The 18,657-nt window shown below is 40.9% G+C and carries 19 protein-coding genes and 1 other annotated feature; of the genes, 1 reads left to right on the top strand and 18 read right to left on the bottom strand.

Annotation, left to right across the window (positions count from 1 at the left end):
- Positions 1 to 7: 7 nt before the first annotated feature.
- The 9 genes from arnF to btuC form a co-directional block, all read right to left on the bottom strand.
- Entirely contained in the window at positions 8 to 415 is a 408-nt protein-coding gene (arnF, locus tag PROVRUST_RS03305) for a 4-amino-4-deoxy-L-arabinose-phosphoundecaprenol flippase subunit ArnF (protein WP_006813276.1), read from the bottom strand.
- Entirely contained in the window at positions 412 to 759 is a 348-nt protein-coding gene (gene arnE / locus PROVRUST_RS03310) for a 4-amino-4-deoxy-L-arabinose-phosphoundecaprenol flippase subunit ArnE (protein WP_006813277.1), read from the bottom strand. Before arnE ends, arnF begins: the two co-directional genes overlap by 4 nt.
- The gene (arnT, locus tag PROVRUST_RS03315; RefSeq protein ID WP_006813278.1) at positions 756 to 2,414 is read right to left on the bottom strand and encodes a lipid IV(A) 4-amino-4-deoxy-L-arabinosyltransferase; all 1,659 of its coding nucleotides are present in this window, start codon (positions 2,412 to 2,414) and stop codon (positions 756 to 758) included. The genes arnE and arnT overlap by 4 nt, the downstream gene beginning before the upstream one ends.
- A 7-nt stretch (positions 2,415 to 2,421) precedes the next feature.
- A complete protein-coding gene (gene arnD, locus PROVRUST_RS03320; protein ID WP_006813279.1) occupies positions 2,422 to 3,315 on the bottom strand; it encodes a 4-deoxy-4-formamido-L-arabinose-phosphoundecaprenol deformylase in 894 nt (297 codons plus the stop codon).
- Positions 3,315 to 5,300 (bottom strand): bifunctional UDP-4-amino-4-deoxy-L-arabinose formyltransferase/UDP-glucuronic acid oxidase ArnA, encoded by a 1,986-nt coding sequence (gene arnA / locus PROVRUST_RS03325; RefSeq protein ID WP_006813280.1) that lies wholly within the window; start codon positions 5,298 to 5,300, stop codon positions 3,315 to 3,317. The genes arnD and arnA overlap by 1 nt, the downstream gene beginning before the upstream one ends.
- Positions 5,300 to 6,292 (bottom strand): undecaprenyl-phosphate 4-deoxy-4-formamido-L-arabinose transferase, encoded by a 993-nt coding sequence (arnC, locus tag PROVRUST_RS03330; RefSeq protein WP_006813281.1) that lies wholly within the window; start codon positions 6,290 to 6,292, stop codon positions 5,300 to 5,302. Before arnC ends, arnA begins: the two co-directional genes overlap by 1 nt.
- A complete protein-coding gene (arnB, locus tag PROVRUST_RS03335; RefSeq protein WP_006813282.1) occupies positions 6,292 to 7,437 on the bottom strand; it encodes a UDP-4-amino-4-deoxy-L-arabinose aminotransferase in 1,146 nt (381 codons plus the stop codon). Before arnB ends, arnC begins: the two co-directional genes overlap by 1 nt.
- Before the next feature lie 125 nt (positions 7,438 to 7,562).
- Positions 7,563 to 8,330: a vitamin B12 ABC transporter ATP-binding protein BtuD gene (locus tag PROVRUST_RS03340; protein WP_006813283.1), complete on the bottom strand. Its 768-nt coding sequence runs from the start codon at positions 8,328 to 8,330 to the stop codon at positions 7,563 to 7,565.
- A 4-nt stretch (positions 8,331 to 8,334) separates the two neighbouring features.
- On the bottom strand, positions 8,335 to 9,336 hold the full coding sequence (btuC, locus tag PROVRUST_RS03345) for a vitamin B12 ABC transporter permease BtuC (protein ID WP_006813284.1): 1,002 nt from the start codon (positions 9,334 to 9,336) through the stop codon (positions 8,335 to 8,337).
- A gap of 123 nt (positions 9,337 to 9,459) precedes the next feature.
- Here btuC and PROVRUST_RS03350 point away from each other — a divergent pair, with 123 nt between their 5' ends.
- Positions 9,460 to 10,341, top strand: coding sequence for a Rho GTPase-activating protein (locus PROVRUST_RS03350; RefSeq protein ID WP_006813285.1), 882 nt, complete (start codon positions 9,460 to 9,462; stop codon positions 10,339 to 10,341).
- 77 nt (positions 10,342 to 10,418) lie between these two features.
- Here PROVRUST_RS03350 and ihfA read toward each other — a convergent pair whose 3' ends face one another.
- From ihfA to thrS, 9 genes are all read right to left on the bottom strand, one after another.
- Positions 10,419 to 10,715, bottom strand: a complete 297-nt coding sequence (gene ihfA / locus PROVRUST_RS03355) for an integration host factor subunit alpha (RefSeq protein WP_006813286.1) — start codon at positions 10,713 to 10,715, stop codon at positions 10,419 to 10,421.
- Between the two features lie 4 nt (positions 10,716 to 10,719).
- The gene (pheT, locus tag PROVRUST_RS03360) at positions 10,720 to 13,107 is read right to left on the bottom strand and encodes a phenylalanine--tRNA ligase subunit beta (protein ID WP_006813287.1); all 2,388 of its coding nucleotides are present in this window, start codon (positions 13,105 to 13,107) and stop codon (positions 10,720 to 10,722) included.
- Between the two features lie 14 nt (positions 13,108 to 13,121).
- Positions 13,122 to 14,105: a phenylalanine--tRNA ligase subunit alpha gene (pheS, locus tag PROVRUST_RS03365; RefSeq protein ID WP_006813288.1), complete on the bottom strand. Its 984-nt coding sequence runs from the start codon at positions 14,103 to 14,105 to the stop codon at positions 13,122 to 13,124.
- Positions 14,106 to 14,228: 123 nt separating this feature from the next.
- Positions 14,229 to 14,359 (bottom strand) — a sequence feature (Phe leader region).
- Complete coding sequence (pheM, locus tag PROVRUST_RS20480) at positions 14,309 to 14,353, bottom strand: pheST operon leader peptide PheM (protein ID WP_126437459.1); 45 nt, start codon at positions 14,351 to 14,353, stop codon at positions 14,309 to 14,311. Its footprint overlaps the feature before it by 45 nt.
- A gap of 103 nt (positions 14,360 to 14,462) precedes the next feature.
- Positions 14,463 to 14,819, bottom strand: a complete 357-nt coding sequence (gene rplT / locus PROVRUST_RS03370; RefSeq protein WP_006813290.1) for a 50S ribosomal protein L20 — start codon at positions 14,817 to 14,819, stop codon at positions 14,463 to 14,465.
- 46 nt (positions 14,820 to 14,865) lie between these two features.
- Positions 14,866 to 15,063, bottom strand: coding sequence for a 50S ribosomal protein L35 (rpmI, locus tag PROVRUST_RS03375; RefSeq protein ID WP_005968897.1), 198 nt, complete (start codon positions 15,061 to 15,063; stop codon positions 14,866 to 14,868).
- Between the two features lie 93 nt (positions 15,064 to 15,156).
- Positions 15,157 to 15,696 (bottom strand): translation initiation factor IF-3, encoded by a 540-nt coding sequence (gene infC / locus PROVRUST_RS03380; RefSeq protein ID WP_039854410.1) that lies wholly within the window; start codon positions 15,694 to 15,696, stop codon positions 15,157 to 15,159.
- A gap of 364 nt (positions 15,697 to 16,060) precedes the next feature.
- Positions 16,061 to 16,603: a translation initiation factor IF-3 gene (gene infC / locus PROVRUST_RS03385; protein WP_071599530.1), complete on the bottom strand. Its 543-nt coding sequence runs from the start codon at positions 16,601 to 16,603 to the stop codon at positions 16,061 to 16,063.
- 3 nt (positions 16,604 to 16,606) lie between these two features.
- Entirely contained in the window at positions 16,607 to 18,535 is a 1,929-nt protein-coding gene (gene thrS / locus PROVRUST_RS03390; protein WP_039854184.1) for a threonine--tRNA ligase, read from the bottom strand.
- Between the last annotated feature and the right edge of the window lie 122 nt (positions 18,536 to 18,657).

Raw genomic sequence — 18,657 nt, forward strand, 5'->3', positions numbered from 1 at the left:
ATTGATGCTATTTCGCTTTTTTCGTTAATGGCTTAGTTGGGCGGCTAATCATCCACACACCAAATAGAATGAAAGCAATTCCCGCCGCTTTTATCCACGTCGCAGGTTCATTAAACCATGGAAGTAAAACGGCAAGTACGTAAACAAAAACATAGCTCAAACTAATTAACGGATATGCTTTATTTAATGGGATGTATTTTAATGCGAATAGCCAGCACAACATAGATAAGGCGTAGCACACTAAACCAATGAAAATAATACCTAGGCTTAGAACATTGTCAGTTAACCATTCTAGCTGTAACCAGTGCCATCCTAGGGAAAATGAGGGCAATTCAACTACCCCCATTTTTAAACTTAATTGCGCAACAGTCACTAACAGTGCGCTACCCAATACCCATAAGTAGCCTTTATTCATATACTTATACTCATCAACAAAATACCAAACATGATTGCCGCAACCCCAAGCCAATGATTTAAGCCTGTTTTCTCATGATAAACAAACTGACCAATCAGAGTAACGAGCACAAAATTGATACTTAACATTGGGTAAGCAATGCTAAGAGGCATGCTTTCTAGCAATTTTAACCAGAATAACATTCCTAAGCCTAGCATGAAGAGTGCCAGCATCAGCCAACGAATGGCAGATGCTGTTTTGTTGATTTTTTCTCCCTGCCAAGTCACTACGGCCTGTTTCTGAGCAATTTGCCCCAAACAAGTCAGCAAGCTAACAAGAAGTAATAATAATAATTGCGCTATCATTGTTTATGGTAAACCACTATCGCCATACGCGAGTTTTGGATCACTTCATCAGGTTTTGGAATATCAGGTAACCCTTCTTTACGGCCTAACAAGAATACAACTGTAACCTGCCCTTCTTTACGTGCTTTTTCTAGCCATGTTGCAAACTGATCTGGTTTGACTAAACGATGGGAGCTATCTGGATATTCCAACCCGTAAGTTAGCTCACCACTACTGTTATAGAGGTAAATATCAGAGTTTTTAGTTTCCCAAGCGAGTCCCGCAGCAACACCGACATTACTTGCCATGAGATAGTGACTATTCATCAATAAATCGTGGTTTTGGTGAATAAAGTTCTGTGGTAGTTTTGAATCAATCGTATTATTTGGTAATGCGCTTCCAATACATAAGCTCACCGCCAATGAACAAGATGCTGCCCATAGCCAATATTTAGCATTTAATACAGTACAGAGATAACCAATAATCGCCCAGATAGAAAAAGCGACAACACCGAGTACCATTTTCGACCATTCATCTGGCTCATACAGAGGTTTTTTGATCACGCTACTGATGATAATCACTGCAATAACAGCAGCAATACCGAACACTATATTAATAATTCCATTAGCTTTTAGCGCTTTCATGGTGCCATTTCGCACACAGTCCACACCATATTTCGCCATCAATAATGCAAGTGGTGCCATAAATGGCAACATATAGGTTGGTAATTTACCGCGAGAAATACTGAAAAAAATCACTGGAACGATAAACCAACATAATAAGAAAAACATATCTGGGCTTGATTTTCGCTCCTTCCATCCTTTAATCAATGCCCCAGGAAGTAAACCTGTCCATGGAATAGCACCCAATAAAATAATCGGAATATAGTACCAAAACGGCTCAAGATGCTGCGCGTCATCGGCAGTAAACCGTTTAATATGCTCAACCCAAAAGAAGTAATTCCAATAATCAGGCTCTTGTTTAGCAATGGCTAAAGCCCACGGTAAGCTAATAATCACCGCAGTGAGTATGGCCAAAGGGCCATATTTGAGCATTTCAAGAAAGCGTTTTTGGTAAATCGTAATTGGTAACATGACAATAACAGGGATGGCTAATGCTAAGAACCCTTTCGTCATAAAGGCCATTCCGCAGGCTAAGCCAAGCGCCCCCCATGCGGCGAGTTTCGTCTTGACCTCTCGGGCTTTCATTGCCCATAAACAACAGAACATACTTGCCGCTATCCATAGTGATAGCATGGGGTCAAGAACACTATAGGTTCCTACCGCAAAAACTAAAAACATGGAGATATAAATAAAGCTTGCCACATAAGCAACATGACTATTACGCCACATCATTTTTGCCATGCGGTAAACCAGCAGTGTGCTTAATAAAATACAAAAAACGGAACCAAAACGAACAGCAAAGTTTGTATCACCAAAAATCATTTGGCTAATATTATTGATCCAATAACCTGCTACTGGCTTTTCAAAATAGCGTGTATCCAACATGTAAGGAACAATCCAATCCCCACGCTGTAACATTTCACGGCTAATTTCTGCGTAACGTGTTTCATCCGGTTGCCAAAGTAAACGGCTATTCAACGGCAACAAATACGTTAGGATAAAAAAAAGAGCCAGCAGAGAGGCTCCTACTTTGCTCGCTCGATTATTCAACATGGGATGTTTATTCCTCTTCTTGGCAGCCCAGCCAACCTTCTCTTCCTGGGAATGGTGCTCGAACCACTCTCCCCTTAGGAAGTGTATTGATGTCTTCAGGCAACAATTCACTTAATGTACAGAATTGGATTTCTTCTTGCTTAATTCGTTCCAATAATTGTGAAAATTGTTGTGACTTTGACATTCCTTCAACTTCCGTATGGATAGTATACACAGGAACACCGCGGTCGCTCTTAATTGCTTGAAGAATAAAATCATTAAACTGTTCATCAGTCACGACAGTACCCACTACTTCATCATAAGTAGGTAATGTGACTGGAATTTGAACCGTTCCTAAAGAACCATCACGTAAAACAGGTCTGAATGGATATTTGCCACGACAGTCACTGTTATAATCGAAATTAAATCTTTGCTTAACGTCTAATACGCGTTCATCACCCCGCCAACCGGCTACCGCAGAGCACGTCACGCGCTGACCGGTCGCTTGTTGCAATGCATCGACACCCAATTTCACTTGTTCGGTGAGTTGAGCCTCGCTCCATTTAGCGACTTTTGCTTGCCATCCCTGATGATCCCATGCATGCAGCCCAACCTCGTGTCCTGCATCCAAAGTTTGTTTCATCAAGTAGCCTAAATCTTTGGCTATTTTTTTACCTGGCCATGCTGTCCCCGCCAGTAAAATATCTAACCCATATAATGATGCTGCATTCGACCGTAGCATTTTCCACAGAAATTTAGGACGCAAAAGGCGCCATAAATGGCGCCCCATATTATCGGGTCCTACACTGAAGAAAAAGCTGGCTCGAATATCATGCTCCTTGAGCACTTTAAGTAACTGAGGAACACCTTTCAGGGTACCCTGATAAGTGTCCACATCGATTCTCAAGCCAACTTTTTTCATTATTCTTCGCTTTCCAGCTCTTCCACAGCACCCTGTAAGAAGAAGTCTAATGTCTCATCAATGGTATCTTTCATATCGATAGTCGGCACCCAGTTAAGTAAACGACGCGCGTTCTCAACACTTGGTTTACGATGTTCAACGTCTTGATAACCTTGACCATAGTAACTTGCACTTTCGATTTCACGGAAACCAGCAAATGGAGGGAACTTCCCACGAGCTGGATGTTTTTCAAAGCTTTCCAGTAACATTTCCGCTAATTGACGAATACTCGCTTCGTTAGTTGGGTTACCAATGTTGATGATTTGGCCATCACATTTACCATCTTTGTTTTCGATGATACGGAACAGTGCTTCAATACCATCTTTGATATCAGTGAAACAACGTTTCTGAGCGCCACCATCAACTAACTTGATTGGTGAACCTTCAACTAAGTTCAGAATCAGCTGAGTGATTGCACGAGAACTACCAATACGTGCAGAATTCAAGCTGTCTAAACGTGGTCCCATCCAGTTAAATGGACGGAATAAGGTAAATTTCAGACCTTCTTTCGCGCCGTATGCCCAGATAACTCGGTCAAGTAACTGTTTAGAAACAGAGTAGATCCAACGCTGCTTGCTGATTGGACCAACAATCAGGCGAGATTCATCTTCATCAAACTCTTTATCATCACACATACCATAAACTTCTGAAGTAGAAGGGAAAATGATACGCTTGTTGTATTTCACACAGTAGCGAACAATTTTCAAGTTTTCTTCAAAGTCTAATTCAAATACACGCAGTGGGTTACGGGTATATTCGATTGGTGTCGCAATAGCGACTAATGGCAGGATGACATCACATTTTTTAATGTGATATTCAATCCACTCAGTGTGGATACTGACGTCACCTTCAATAAAGTGGAAACGTGGGTTACCAATGAAACGCTCAATTGCAGATGAACCGATATCCATACCATAGATATCATAGTTATCATCTTGTAATAAGCGCTCAGTTAAGTGGTTACCGATAAAACCATTTACACCTAAAATCAGAACACGCTTACGGCGTTTGACTTGTGTTGTTGGTTTAATACCAACATGCATGTCAGCCATAATGCCCATTTCATTAGCCAGACGATTACCTTGCATGTAAAGACCAGTTTCGCTCTGACCACTCACAATCTCAAGTGCGCCTTTTCCACAAGCAATACGCAGAGGATCACTAGATAATACGGTTCCTGCTGCTTTACCGTTGTTGTCATCTAATACGCGAGCTCGCCAAATCACCATCTTACGCGCGCCCAAGTATGTAAACGCACCTGGATATGGTTCTGTCACTGCACGAATTAAGCAATTGATTTCTGTCGCACTACGGCTCCAGTCAATTTGGCCATCATCCGCATTACGGCGACCAAAGTAGCTTGCTTGACTCTCATCTTGAGCAACGGCTTTATAAGTACCCGCTTCAATTAACGGTAGAGTTTTATCCAACAGAACTTCAGCGGCCTCACGCACTTTAGCGTGCAGGGTTAATGCTGTATCCGTGTCTGAGATAGCAACTTTCTCTTGTGCAACAATGTCACCAGCATCAGCTTTAGCAACCATTTTATGCAGTGTCACACCCGTTTCACTCTCACCATTCAGTAACGCCCAATTGATTGGTGCACGACCACGGTATTTAGGTAGTAAAGAACCATGTAGGTTAAAAGCACCTTTTGGTGCTAATGCCAGCAGCTCTTCACTTAACATATCACGATAATAGAAAGAGAAAATCACGTCAGGTTTCATCTCACGAATACGTTCAATCCACAGTGGGTGGTTAACGTTTTCTGGAGCGAAAACAGGAAGTTCCATGTCTGCACTTACACGAGCTACAGAAGAGTAAAAGTGGTTTTCATTTGGATCGTCAGTGTGAGTAAATACTGCCTGAATATCAAAACCCGCTTTTTCCAGCGCTTTTATCCCTACACAGCCAATATCATGATAGGCAAAAACAATAGCTTTCATTAGTTTTCTTCCTGATTTTTGTCGGTTTTAAGATCTGCTCCGACGACTTTTTGAATAAAATAACGAGGTCTCGCGCGCACATCATTGTAGATCCTACCAATGTATTCGCCCAACAAACCCATAGCAACAAACTGTGCGCCGATAAAGATAAAGAGTATCGCAAACAGTGTGAATACGCCGTCAGCTGCCCAGTCAGAGCCGAACAGTAAACGTAAAACAATTAATAACACGGCGAGAACAAAACCACCCGCAGCGATAACACTACCCACGACACTTAACAATCGCAGAGGTGCGGTTGTTAAGCATGTTAATAGGTCATACATTAAATTAATCAGCTTCATAAAGCTGTATTTAGAATCACCAAACTCGCGTTCAGCGTGCGCTACATCAATTTCAATGGTTCGACGCGCAAAAGTATTTGCTAAAATTGGAATAAACGTACTTCTTTCGTGGCACTGAAGCATCGCTTCAATAATATGTCGACGATAAGCACGTAACATACATCCATAATCACCCATAGAACGCCCAGTGGCTTTAGTGATCATTGCATTAATCATTTTAGATGCAGTTTTTCGGAACCAAGAGTCTTGACGATTTGCACGACGAGTCCCAACAACATCATAGCCTTGGGAAGCCGTTTGTACCAAACGAGGAATTTCTTCCGGTGGATTTTGTAAATCCGCATCTAACGTAATGATTAAGTCGCCATCAGCTTGATTGAAGCCTGCCATAATCGCCGAGTGTTGACCATAATTACGGTTTAAAATAATAGCAATAACATGGTTTTCAGGATTTTCGGCCGCTTCCACCAACATTTTTGCAGAACGGTCACTACTCCCATCATCAACTAAAATCAATTCATAAGATTGAGTCAGTTGTTTACAGGATTTAATCGTACGCTCTAACAGTTGAGGTAAACTTTGCTCTTCGTTATAAACAGGGATTACGATAGAGACTTTTTTAATCTCTTCAAATTCATCAGCTAATGACACTATTTTGACTCCAAAAGGACTGTATTAATCGCAGCAACTACCCGGTCAACATCAGCATCAATCATATCTGGGAATAAAGGCAGCGAACACAGTGTCGCACTATTCCATGTTGATTCTGGTAATGACAACTCAGGGTATTTTTCACGGTAATATTTTTGCGTATGAGCTGCACGGAAATGCAACCCCGTACCAATATTATGCTCTTTTAGTCTCTCCATAAACTCATCGCGAGTAATTCCACATACAGATTCATCAACACGTACCATAAACAGGTGATTCGCATGTAAATGAGAATATTTTGGCACCGACAACATTTGTAATGGAGAGTCTTTCAGTAATTCACGGTAACGTGCCGTCAACTCGGCTCGACGTTGATTTAACGCCTCAACACGAGATAATTGTACAACTGCAATAGCCGCATGAATATCTGATAGGTTGTATTTAAAACCGGGTTCAACTACCTCAGCCTGAGGTTTACGACCTTGCATTTGACGGTCAAACGCATCCACACCTAAACCATGGAATTTCAATGTACGAACACGTTGTGCCAGTGCGTCGTCATTCGTTGCAACAAGACCGCCTTCAGCACAGGTGACGTTTTTAATCGCATGGAATGAAAAAATGGCAGTACCATTCTCACCAATCCATTCATTTTTATAGCGTGTACCTACCGCATGAGCAGCGTCTTCAATGAGAGCAACATTCGCCTTTTGAGCAATTGCACGTAGGGCATCTAAATCACAAGGTGCGCCTGCATAATGCACAGGAATGATCGCTTTAGTTTTTGATGTTAGTGCTTGTTCTACAGTTTCAGGTTGGATCATCAATGTATCGCGATCAACATCAATCATCACTGGTGTTGCGCCAAGCAACTCAATCATATTGATGGTTGATACCCATGTTTGAGATGGGGTAATAACTTCATCACCAGGCCCAATTCCCAAAGCCATCAGTACCACATGCATACCCGCTGTCGCTGATGAAAGCGCAATAGCATGTTTACAACCATAGCGCTTGCAAAAATCTTCTTCTAGTTGATGATTCTGTGGGCCTGTCGTTATCCAGCCTGAACGCAAAACATTTTCTACTGCCTTAACCTCTTCATCACCGATTGCAGGTTTTGAAAATGGAAGGAAATTGCTCATATTGTTTGTAGCCTAGTTTCATTATGAATAGAATATTCTAGCTAAAATTACTTTAACCGAACCTCAACACCAGTCATCATTACAACGATAAATCAATTAAAAACGGGCAATTGGAACACATTTTGTTAATTATCGAAATCAATAATTTGCCACACTCTATGCGAGGAGTTATGGATGAGTTGAATATCAGCCATAAAAATATCGGATAGATTTATATCAGTCATGATCTCATCAGGTTTGCCTGTATAAATTAACGTTCCTTTTTTAATCATCCATATTTGACTTGCATTTTTATATGAGTGACTAAGATTATGTCCACTCATTATAACTGTTCCTGAGCAATCACAAAAATATTTCACCCATTTATCTAGTATTCCTTGATGAATAATATCTAAATTGTTTATTGGCTCATCAAAAAAGATTATTTTTCCACTTAGTACATAGCTATCCCATACTTGTAAAAACATAGCAACGATACGAACACGTTGCCATTCACCACCCGATAATTGGTTTATAGACTTAGCTAAAAGGGGAAGCAACTGAAAATCTCGACATAGCACATCAAATATAGACCGATTCACGTCGCAATTAGATGTGAATAGCCCTAAGTATTGAAATACTTTCAAACTTGGTAATATTCCCATTTGCTGGGTCAAATAGGCTCTTTGCTTGCCAAGCTCTTGGGCTGAATAATTTTTTAGATTGATATGATTAAGGTATATGTTTCCTGTATAAGATTCACAGCCACTTAATGCCGCTAATAACGTACTTTTCCCTGCACCATTCGCACCTAATAAATGAATTTGTTCACCAGCAGAAACTTGCTGCGTGACCTGATGAAGTCGGCCAGAGACGGATAAATTAGTTATATCAAGAATAATCTTTTTATTCATAAAATTAGCGCCATTGCTGGTGACGAACGAGTAAGAGAATAAAAATTGGCGCCCCGAGTGTTGCTGTAATTACCCCTATAGGAACCTCTGCATTTGCTATCAATAAGCGAGCCAACAAATCTGCAATTAATAAGCAGAGTGCACCTGCAATAGCACAGCCAGGTAATAACAATCGATTATCAGTTAAGCCACTTAATCGTAATATATGCGGAATAACTAACCCAATAAAACTAATTGCTCCCGCTATAGCTACACTCAGGCCAATTAATATTCCGCTAATAATGATTAATATTATTCGCCATTTATGAGTAGAAACGCCTAATTGGAATGCTTGGATATTTCCAAGAGATAAATAATTTAATACTTTACCTTGCGTGATAGCCCAGAATAAAAATGGGACACAGGTAATAATTAGCCCTATTTGCTGCCAGTCAACACCACTAAAACTTCCCATCATCCAGTACAGTAATTGCCGTAGGTCTAAATTACTGCTCATATAAACCATCCAGGTCATACAAGCACCACTGATCACTCCAAGCGCAACACCAACTAATAGTAAACTTGGATTACTGAGATTCTTGCGGCGGGCAAAATAAAGCAAAACAGTGGTTAAAATCAAAGCTCCGCTAATAGCACTTAAACTCAATAGCCAATAGTGGGTAATACCCGATGATATGAGTACGGTAAAAACAACCGCAACACCTGCACCATTGCTGATCCCCAATAATCCTGGCTCAGCGAGGGGGTTTTCAAATAGAGCTTGCATGATAGCCCCCGTTACAGCTAATGCAGCGCCAATTGTAATAACAGCAAGTAGCCTAGGTAAGCGAATTTGCCCTACAAACATCCGCCCTGCTTCATTAAACCATTGTGTAGGCCACAGCCATACCTCACCAGCACAAAGTGAAAGCAACGCAACGATAATTAGCCCTAAAGACAATATTCTCATTAGGCGCAAATCGGCTTGATGCTGTTTAGTTTGCAAACGGTGAAGTAATTGGCTCATTGGAGATTATCTTAATTTCTATTAGGTTGAAAAATTATCGCTTTTTATGCAAGCAAATCCACAGTAACGATTTTATGCTCCCATTCAATTTTAATCACATCATTAAAAAGGAACTGTATAAATATGAAATTATCAACTATACAACCTACTCTGCCGATATTACCTATCGAGTCAGTTATGCGTTCTGAGAATAAAGGCTTCCTTGCTTCAGTGCAAAAAATCATCAATAGCTGTAAAAGCTTCTTAGGATGTCCCGCTCATCATAAATTTGATACTGTTACCACGACAAATCATTCTGTTAAAAACATGAGTTTAAAGCCATTACAAGATAGCCAGCCTACATCAAAATATCTCAATACCGAACAATTAAGTTCAATGGCTCAACGTATTGAACAACAAAATAATGCGGGGAAAATTGAGAAAAAGAATACCCAAGCTATTAATGATTACAAAGGGATGGCTTATAGCGAAAAATTACAATATCAACAACTCAATGAAATTGGTACCGCCATTTTATCTCATCCAGAATTTGCCAATGAAGTGGGACCTTTTCGAACAAGTGGAACCCCTATTCGGGCTCAATTAATACTGGACCATTTAGCAAGCAATAATTCACTCAACATTGACTTTATTACTAAAAATAATATTGGTATTAAAGAGTTAACCAGTGCTTATAAAAAATTAGTTATCACTTTACTACCAAAAAGCAGTAGTGAGACAGTTACATTGTCTGCGCGATTTCATCAATTGGATAATGGAATACCGCCAATGAAAAATCAGCCTTTATCTTTACAAATAGCAATTCCTTTACTTGTTGAGATTGCAAAAAATAACAATATCAATCAGATGGGGGCTAAAAATCTAGCCATTGCCTTTGCTCCAAGTTTAGATAGAACAGATTTTTCACAAGTGAAAATTAATAATGCTGCGGATATGAAAGCACTGACTGAAGCCCCCATTAACTATGTAACCACCCTCATTGAACGAGAGTTAGGAAGCCAGTAGTAAGCCTTTTCATTTGATAAAAAAACAAAAGACCGCCTAGGCGGTCTTTTTACTATCCAAACTATAAATGGATATGATTAATCTTTTGGTGTTGCTTTTTCCACACGGTTTTTTAATTTTTGACCTGGGCGGAAAGTAACAACACGACGAGCAGTAATTGGAATATCTTCCCCAGTTTTTGGGTTACGACCAGGACGTTGATTTTTATCACGTAAATCAAAGTTCCCAAATCCAGATAATTTAACTTGCTCACCGTTTTCTAAGGAAAGGCGAACCTCTTCAAAGAAAGTTTCAACAAGGTCTTTAGCATCACGTTTGCTAACACCCAGTTTTTCAAACAACTTTTCTGACATTTCAGCTTTAGTAAGCGCCATAAGTTTAGTCCCTCAAGGAGGCTTGGAATCGCTGTTTTAACGCAGCAACACACAGATCAACGGTCGCGGTAATCTCTTCTTCTTCCATCGTACGCTGGGTATCTTGGAAGACGAGACTGATAGCCAAGCTCTTATAACCTTCAGCTATCCCCTCACCACAATACACATCAAATAAGTTTATGCCAACTATATGATTTATGCCAACTTTTTTACATTCTGCTAAGACTTCCGCAGCTGCTACATTTTCTGGCACGACCACAGCAATGTCACGACGGTTCGACGGATAACGTGAAATCGCCTTAGCTTCAGGGATCTCACGCTCTGTAATAGCATCAGTACGTACCTCAAACACCACTGTACGACCATTTAAATCGAGTTTACGTTCTAATTCTGGGTGAACAACACCGATAAAGCCAATATGTTCATTTTCCAGATAAATCCCAGCACTTTGCCCAGGATGTAATGCTGGATGTGCTTCTGATTTAAATGTAATTTGATTTAGTTTTCCAGTCAATTCAAAAACAGCTTCAAGATCACCTTTTAAATCAAAGAAGTCAACAACTTGTTTATCTATTGACCAATGTTCATCAAATTTATTGCCCGTGATCACACCTGCTAGCATGTTTTCCTGACGAATTCCATATTCTGCTTGATTATCAGGAGTAAAGCGCAGACCTGTCTCAAATAAACGGATTCTATTTTGTTGACGATTTTGATTATAGACCACGGTGCCTAATAAACCAGTCAACAGAGATAGGCGCATTGCAGACATATCTGCAGAGATTGGATTCGGCAGGATCAAAGCTTCTTGCTGAGGATGCAACAATGCTTGAACTTTAGGGTCAACGAAACTGTAGGTAATCGCCTCTTGGAAACCACGGTCTACTAACATCGCTTTAATACGCTTTAGAGGCAAGTTAGCTTCTTTATGGTCAGTCATGACTAAATCGGCGCGCAGAGGAACATCTGGAATATTGTTATATCCGTAGACTCGAGCGACTTCCTCAACTAAATCTTCTTCGATTTGCATATCGAAACGCCAGCTTGGCGCAACAACATCCCAACAACCCACAGAAACTTGCACTTGGCAGCCTAAACGTTTCAGGATATCCGTCACAATGTCGTCAGCAATCACATGGCCAATTAGACGATCTAATTTTTTGCGTGTCAGTTTAATTGTTGCAGCTTTAGGTAAATGTTCTTCGCTAGTAACATCAATGATGTCACCAACTTCGCCACCGCAAATCTCAACAATCAGTGCTGTTGCACGTTCAATCGCTTTAAATTGTAACTGGGGATCAACACCACGTTCAAAACGATGAGAAGCATCTGTATGCAAACCGTAATTACGTGCACGGCCTGTAATTGCTAAAGGTTCAAAGAACGCACATTCCAATAAAACATTTTTAGTTTCACTGTTTACACCTGAGTGCTCACCACCAAAAATACCAGCAATACCCAGCGCTTTAGACTCATCAGCAATCACTAAAGTATCTGATTTCAACGTCGCTTCTGTGCCATCTAGCAATACAAGCTTTTCTTCATCTTTAGCCATACGAACAATAATAGAGCCATCAAGACGGTCTAAGTCGTATGCGTGTTGTGGTTGACCCAGTTCCAATAGAACGAAGTTAGTGATATCGACTACTGCGTCAATTGAACGAACACCGCCACGGCGCAATTTTTCTTTCATCCATAACGGTGTTGGTGCAGTCACATCGATATTTTTGATTACGCGGCCAAGAAAACGCGGGCATGCTGCTGGCGCTTCAACACGAATTGGGAATATATCTTTAATCGTACTAGCAACCGGAGTAATCGTAGGCTCTGTTAAATCTAATTTGTTAACAACGGCAACATCACGAGCGACACCTAAGATACTCAGGCAATCAGCACGGTTTGGCGTAATGCTGATTTCAATCGCATTATCGTCCAGTTTTAAATATTCACGAATATCTGTACCAATCTGAGCATCTAATGGTAACTCAATGATCCCACTGTGATCATCAGAAATACCTAATTCAGAATAGGAACACAGCATGCCTTCAGATGGCTCACCGCGCAATTTCGCTGCTTTGATTTTGAAGTCACCTGGTAGTATTGCGCCGACTGTCGCGACAGCAACACGTAAACCTTGACGGCAATTTGGTGCACCACAGACGATATCTAATAAGCGATCACCACCCACATTGACTTTTGTGACTCGCAATTTATCTGCATTTGGATGTTGTCCACACTCAACAACTTCACCAACAACAACACCGTGGAATTGCCCTGCAACTGCATCTACACCATCAACTTCAAGACCTGCCATGGTGATTTGATCAGATAATTCTTCACTACTTACCGCCGGGTTCACCCATTCGCGTAACCATAGTTCACTGAATTTCATGAGATAGACCCGCCTTATTTAAACTGTTTGAGGAAACGAAGATCGTTTTCGAAAAATGCACGAAGGTCAGAAACGCCGTAGCGCAGCATAGTTAAGCGTTCCATTCCCATACCAAATGCAAATCCAGAATAGACTTCAGGGTCAATACCGACGTTGCGTAATACATTTGGATGTACCATACCGCAACCTAATACTTCCAACCATTTTCCGTTTTTACCCATAACGTCAACTTCTGCTGAAGGCTCAGTGAATGGGAAATAAGATGGGCGGAAGCGTACCTGAACTTCTTCTTCAAAGAAGTTATTCAGGAAGTCATGCAGAGTGCCTTTTAGGTTGGTAAAGCTAATGTCTTTATCAACAATCAGACCTTCAGTTTGGTGGAACATCGGGGTATGTGTTTGGTCATAGTCGTTTCGATATACACGACCAGGGGCAATAATTCGAATTGGTGGCTGTTGACCATTCATAGTGCGAATTTGCACACCTGAAGTTTGAGTCCGTAATAAACGTTTAGCATCAAACCAAAACGTATCATGATCAGCTCGCGCAGGATGATGAGCCGGAATATTCAGTGCATCAAAGTTATGATAATCATCTTCAATTTCAGGTCCGGTTTCAACCGAGAATCCTAACTCACCAAAAAATTCTTCAATTCGCTGAATTGTGCGGGTTACTGGGTGTAATCCGCCATTTTCCATACGACGTCCCGGTAATGAAACATCGATTGTTTCTGATGCTAAGCGTGCATTGAGAATATCAGCTTGCATTGCATCTTTACGGGCGTTCAGTGCATCTTGGACTTGAACTTTAGCTTCATTAATCACAGCCCCTGCTGCTGGACGTTCATCCGCAGGCAAATCACGCAACGTTTTCATCTGGAGTGTGAAGTGGCCGCTTTTGCCTAAAAATTCAACACGCACTGACTCTAACGTCGCAACATCTTGGGCCTGTTCAATGGCTGCTTTTGCCTGTGCAACCAATTCAGCGAGATGTGGCATTGTTTCCCCTTTATGACCACTTGGTCTTTTGCTAGTTATTCACTAAATTTATCAAGCTTCACAATTCATATTAATGCGATGTGAATACCTGACTGATTTTACTGTATTTTTTGGTAAACCAAAAACAAAAAAGCCCCCTAACGGAGGCTTTAGCGTAATTTTTTGTTTCTATTCTACTCGCTATACGCAAAAGCCCCCGAAATTCAGGTGCTAAAGTAAAAAAAGAAACGAAAAATAACGTTGTTCATGTAAATTAGTCTCAATAAAACACAGTATTAATGTATTAACACAGCCTAATTTTTAATACAAATATTAAAAATGAAGAGAGGAAGTTTCCTTCCTCTCTTCAAGCAAACATTAAGCTAAAGCGCCTTTTGCTTTTTCAACTAAAGCAGAGAATGCTGCTTTATCGAAAACTGCGATGTCTGCTAGGATCTTACGGTCGATTTCAATTGAAGCTTTTTTCAAGCCATTGATGAAACGGCTGTAAGACAGACCGTTCTGACGAGCCGCAGCGTTGATACGCGCGATCCACAGTTGACGGAACTGACGTTTACGTTGACGGCGGTCACGGTAAGCGTATTGACCAGCTTTGATTACCGCTTGAAACGCTACGCGGTAAACACGTGAACGTGCTCCGTAGTAGCCTTTCGCCTGTTTCATGATTTTTTTGTGTCTTGCACGGGCGATTACACCACGTTTTACGCGAGCCATAGCTTTCTCCTAATCGTCTATATTCTTAATTAACTAAAATGTTTACTTATGCGTAAGGCAGGCAAGCAATTACCAGACCCAGATCGCCCTTAGATACCATTCCTTTCGGACGTAAATGGCGTTTACGCTTAGTTGATTTTTTAGTCAGAATGTGACGAAGGTTTGCATGCTTACGCTTAAAGCCACCGCCTGCAGTTTTTTTAAAGCGCTTTGCTGCGCCACGTACAGTTTTAATCTTAGGCATTTCTTTTATTTCCGACTTCGCATTGTGATTAACTACGAATTAACTAGGCGAATAACAGCCACATCGCTGTGAAGTTACTACTTGATGGCCTAATTACTTCTTCTTCGGTGACAGCACCATAATCATCTGGCGCCCTTCAATTCTTGAAGGGAATGATTCAACAACCGCCAGTTCTTCCAAATCAGCTTTGATACGGTTAAGTACTTCCAAACCAATTTGTTGATGAGCCATTTCACGACCACGAAAACGTAGTGTTACTTTAGCCTTGTCACCATCTTCTAGAAAGCGTATCAGGTTGCGCAGTTTGACCTGATAATCACCTTCATCTGTACCAGGGCGGAATTTAATTTCCTTCACCTGAACAACTTTTTGTTTCTTTTTCTGTTCTTTTTGAGACTTGCTCTTCTCATAAAGGAATTTGCCGTAATCCATGATACGACAAACTGGCGGTTCAGCATTTGGGCTGATTTCAACAAGGTCAACACCTGCTTCTTCAGCTTTCTCAAGCGCTTCACGTGCGCTCATAATGCCTAGCTGTTCGCCGTCTAAACCGGTTAAACGGACTTCAGGAACACGAATTTCGTCATTAATACGATTTGGACGTGTTGTTGGGATTCTTTTTCCGCCTTTAATACTACATTCCTCCAACTGGATAAAGAGATTTGCTACATTCTCTAAAGCAAGCGCCTCGACAATACTTTCAGTTTTTACTAATTAAAAACCGTTAATTATCAAAACGCGATATTCTTTTTTGCTTTTCATTTGCCAACGCAAACTTAACAAAGCGATTCGACCGCGGATTTTACTGCTTATTGTGAGATTACTCAAGCAGATATTCAAATTATTCCCTAAGCGTCATCTGAATGATAAAACTTCTGGGCCATTCTTTTCGCTAGAATTCCCACATTTCACCAAATCTTTCGACTATTCATAGAGATTTTATGCAAAAAAAACATCAGCGAGGATACATTTCCCCGCTGATGTTAGTGTGTATTACTTATTTATTTTTCTTTGGCGCCATAATCATAATCATTTGGCGCCCTTCAATTCTTGAAGGGAATGATTCAACAACCGCCAGTTCTTCCAAATCGGCTTTAATACGGTTAAGTATTTCCATACCGATTTGCTGATGAGCCATTTCACGACCACGGAACCGCAGAGTTACTTTAGCTTTATCACCATCTTCTAAGAAACGAATGAGGCTACGAAGTTTAACTTGGTAATCCCCTTCATCTGTTCCAGGTCGGAATTTAATTTCCTTCACTTGAACAATTTTTTGTTTCTTTTTCTGCTCTTTCTGAGATTTGCTTTTCTCATAAAGATGTTTACCGTAATCCATGATACGACAAACTGGTGGTTCAGCATTCGGGCTAATTTCTACTAAATCAACACCCGCTTCTTCAGCTTTAAAGAGTGCTTCTCGTACACTCATTACGCCAAGAGGTTCACCATCAATGCCAGTGACACGAATTTCAGTCGCACGGATCTCTTCGTTAATACGATTCGGACGTGCTGTTGGGAGTTTTTTTCCGCCTTTAATACCTTATTCCTCCATCTGATTAAGCTGACGACTGCGAATTTCTTTCAGAAGTTTAGTCATGAATTCGTCAACATCAAGGCTACCTAAATCTTTACCACGACGGGTACGGACAGATACTTTTCCTGATTCAACTTCTTTATCACCACAAACTAACATGTAAGGAACACGACGCAGTGTGTGTTCACGGATCTTAAAGCCGATTTTCTCGTTGCGTAAGTCCGCTTTCGCACGAATGCCAACACTTTGTAATTTGTTTACTAATTCTTGCACATACTCTGCTTGAGTATCAGTAATATTCATGACCACAACTTGTTGTGGTGCTAACCATGTTGGGAAGAAGCCTGCATACTCCTCAGTTAAGATCCCGATGAAACGCTCTAAAGAACCTAAGACCGCACGGTGGATCATCACTGGTGTGATGCGCTCATTATTTTCACCAACATATGAAGCATTTAAACGACCCGGTAAGAAGAAGTCTAATTGTACAGTACCGCATTGCCATGCACGGTCAAGGCAGTCATACAAAGTAAACTCAATTTTAGGGCCGTAGAATGCACCTTCGCCCGGCTGATATTCGAATTCGATACCTTTCGATTTCAGTGCGTTCGCTAAGTCTGCTTCCGCGGTATCCCACATATCGTCAGTACCGATACGTTTTTCAGGGCGAGTTGATAGTTTTACTACGATTTTTTCAAAACCGAAAGTGCTGTAAACATCGTAAATCATCTCAATACAGCTAGTGACTTCACTCAGGATTTGATCTTCTGTACAGAAGATGTGCGCATCATCTTGGGTAAAGCCACGAACACGCATTAAGCCATGTAACGCGCCCGATGGTTCGTTACGGTGGCAGCTACCAAATTCAGCCATACGCAATGGCAAGTCACGGTAAGATTTTAACCCTTGGTTAAAAATCTGGACGTGACCTGGACAGTTCATTGGTTTTACACAATATTCACGGTTTTCTGATGACGTAGTGAACATTGCGTCTTTGTAGTTTTCCCAGTGACCGGTTCTTTCCCATAGTACGCGATCCATCATAAATGGACCTTTAACTTCTTGGTAGTTGTAAGATTTTAATTTAGTGCGTACGAAAGTTTCCAGCTCACGGAAAATAGTCCAACCATCATTATGCCAGAATGCCATACCCGGCGCTTCTTCTTGCATATGATACAAATCTAATTGCTTACCAATTTTACGGTGGTCACGTTTTGCAGCTTCTTCTAAACGCAACAAATATGCCGCTAACTGTTTCTTGTCTGCCCATGCAGTACCGTAGATACGTTGCAGCATTTTGTTATCGCTGTTTCCACGCCAATATGCTCCTGCCACTTTTTGTAATTTAAAGTGATGACAGAAACGCATATTTGGTACGTGTGGACCACGACACATATCAATATATTCTTGATGATGGTATAAACCTGGACGGTCATCTTGGCTAATATTTTGATCCAAAATTTCGACTTTATAGTCTTCACCACGCCCAACAAATGTTTCACGAGCCTCAGCCCAAGAAACACGCTTTTTAACCACATCATAATCTGTTTTGGCAAGCTCTAGCATACGCTTTTCTAGCTTATCCAAATCTTCCTGGGTCAGCGTATAGTCAAGATCAACATCATAGTAAAAACCGTTATCGATCACTGGACCGATTGCCATTTTGGTATTTGGCCACAATTGTTTAATTGCATGACCTAATAAGTGAGCACAAGAGTGACGAATGATCTCTAGACCTTCATCATCTTTACTCGTAATAATGGATAGTTTTGCATCATGTTCAATCAGTTCGCAAGCATCAACTAGCTCACCATCAACACGTCCAGCAATACATGCTTTTGCTAAACCTGTGCCAATATCACGAGCTACATCCATCACAGAAACTGCATGGTCGAATTGACGCTGACTTCCGTCAGGAAGAGTAATAACAGGCATTAAAAAATCCTTATCAACAGTGGTGACCCACACGAAAGATCACTTGTTTGATTATCCCAAAGTTTATAAATCAATACGTTACTAACGATTTCTCACTTCACTATGCGAGATAGGTACACCGC

This window comes from Providencia rustigianii DSM 4541, from assembly GCF_000156395.1.
GTDB classification, from domain to species: domain Bacteria; phylum Pseudomonadota; class Gammaproteobacteria; order Enterobacterales; family Enterobacteriaceae; genus Providencia; species Providencia rustigianii.

Coding starts and splice junctions, on each gene's coding strand:
- arnT (WP_006813278.1), bottom strand. CDS start 2,414: ATGTTGAATAATCGAGCGAGCAAAGTAGGAGCCTCTCTGCTGGCTCTT.
- arnD (WP_006813279.1), bottom strand. CDS start 3,315: ATGAAAAAAGTTGGCTTGAGAATCGATGTGGACACTTATCAGGGTACC.
- rpmI (WP_005968897.1), bottom strand. CDS start 15,063: ATGCCTAAGATTAAAACTGTACGTGGCGCAGCAAAGCGCTTTAAAAAA.
- btuC (WP_006813284.1), bottom strand. CDS start 9,336: ATGAGCCAATTACTTCACCGTTTGCAAACTAAACAGCATCAAGCCGAT.
- arnA (WP_006813280.1), bottom strand. CDS start 5,300: ATGAAAGCTATTGTTTTTGCCTATCATGATATTGGCTGTGTAGGGATA.
- pheS (WP_006813288.1), bottom strand. CDS start 14,105: ATGCCACATCTCGCTGAATTGGTTGCACAGGCAAAAGCAGCCATTGAA.
- arnE (WP_006813277.1), bottom strand. CDS start 759: ATGATAGCGCAATTATTATTATTACTTCTTGTTAGCTTGCTGACTTGT.
- thrS (WP_039854184.1), bottom strand. CDS start 18,535: ATGCCTGTTATTACTCTTCCTGACGGAAGTCAGCGTCAATTCGACCAT.
- pheT (WP_006813287.1), bottom strand. CDS start 13,107: ATGAAATTCAGTGAACTATGGTTACGCGAATGGGTGAACCCGGCGGTA.
- rplT (WP_006813290.1), bottom strand. CDS start 14,819: ATGGCTCGCGTAAAACGTGGTGTAATCGCCCGTGCAAGACACAAAAAA.
- PROVRUST_RS03340 (WP_006813283.1), bottom strand. CDS start 8,330: ATGAATAAAAAGATTATTCTTGATATAACTAATTTATCCGTCTCTGGC.
- ihfA (WP_006813286.1), bottom strand. CDS start 10,715: ATGGCGCTTACTAAAGCTGAAATGTCAGAAAAGTTGTTTGAAAAACTG.
- arnF (WP_006813276.1), bottom strand. CDS start 415: ATGAATAAAGGCTACTTATGGGTATTGGGTAGCGCACTGTTAGTGACT.
- PROVRUST_RS03350 (WP_006813285.1), top strand. CDS start 9,460: ATGAAATTATCAACTATACAACCTACTCTGCCGATATTACCTATCGAG.
- arnB (WP_006813282.1), bottom strand. CDS start 7,437: ATGAGCAATTTCCTTCCATTTTCAAAACCTGCAATCGGTGATGAAGAG.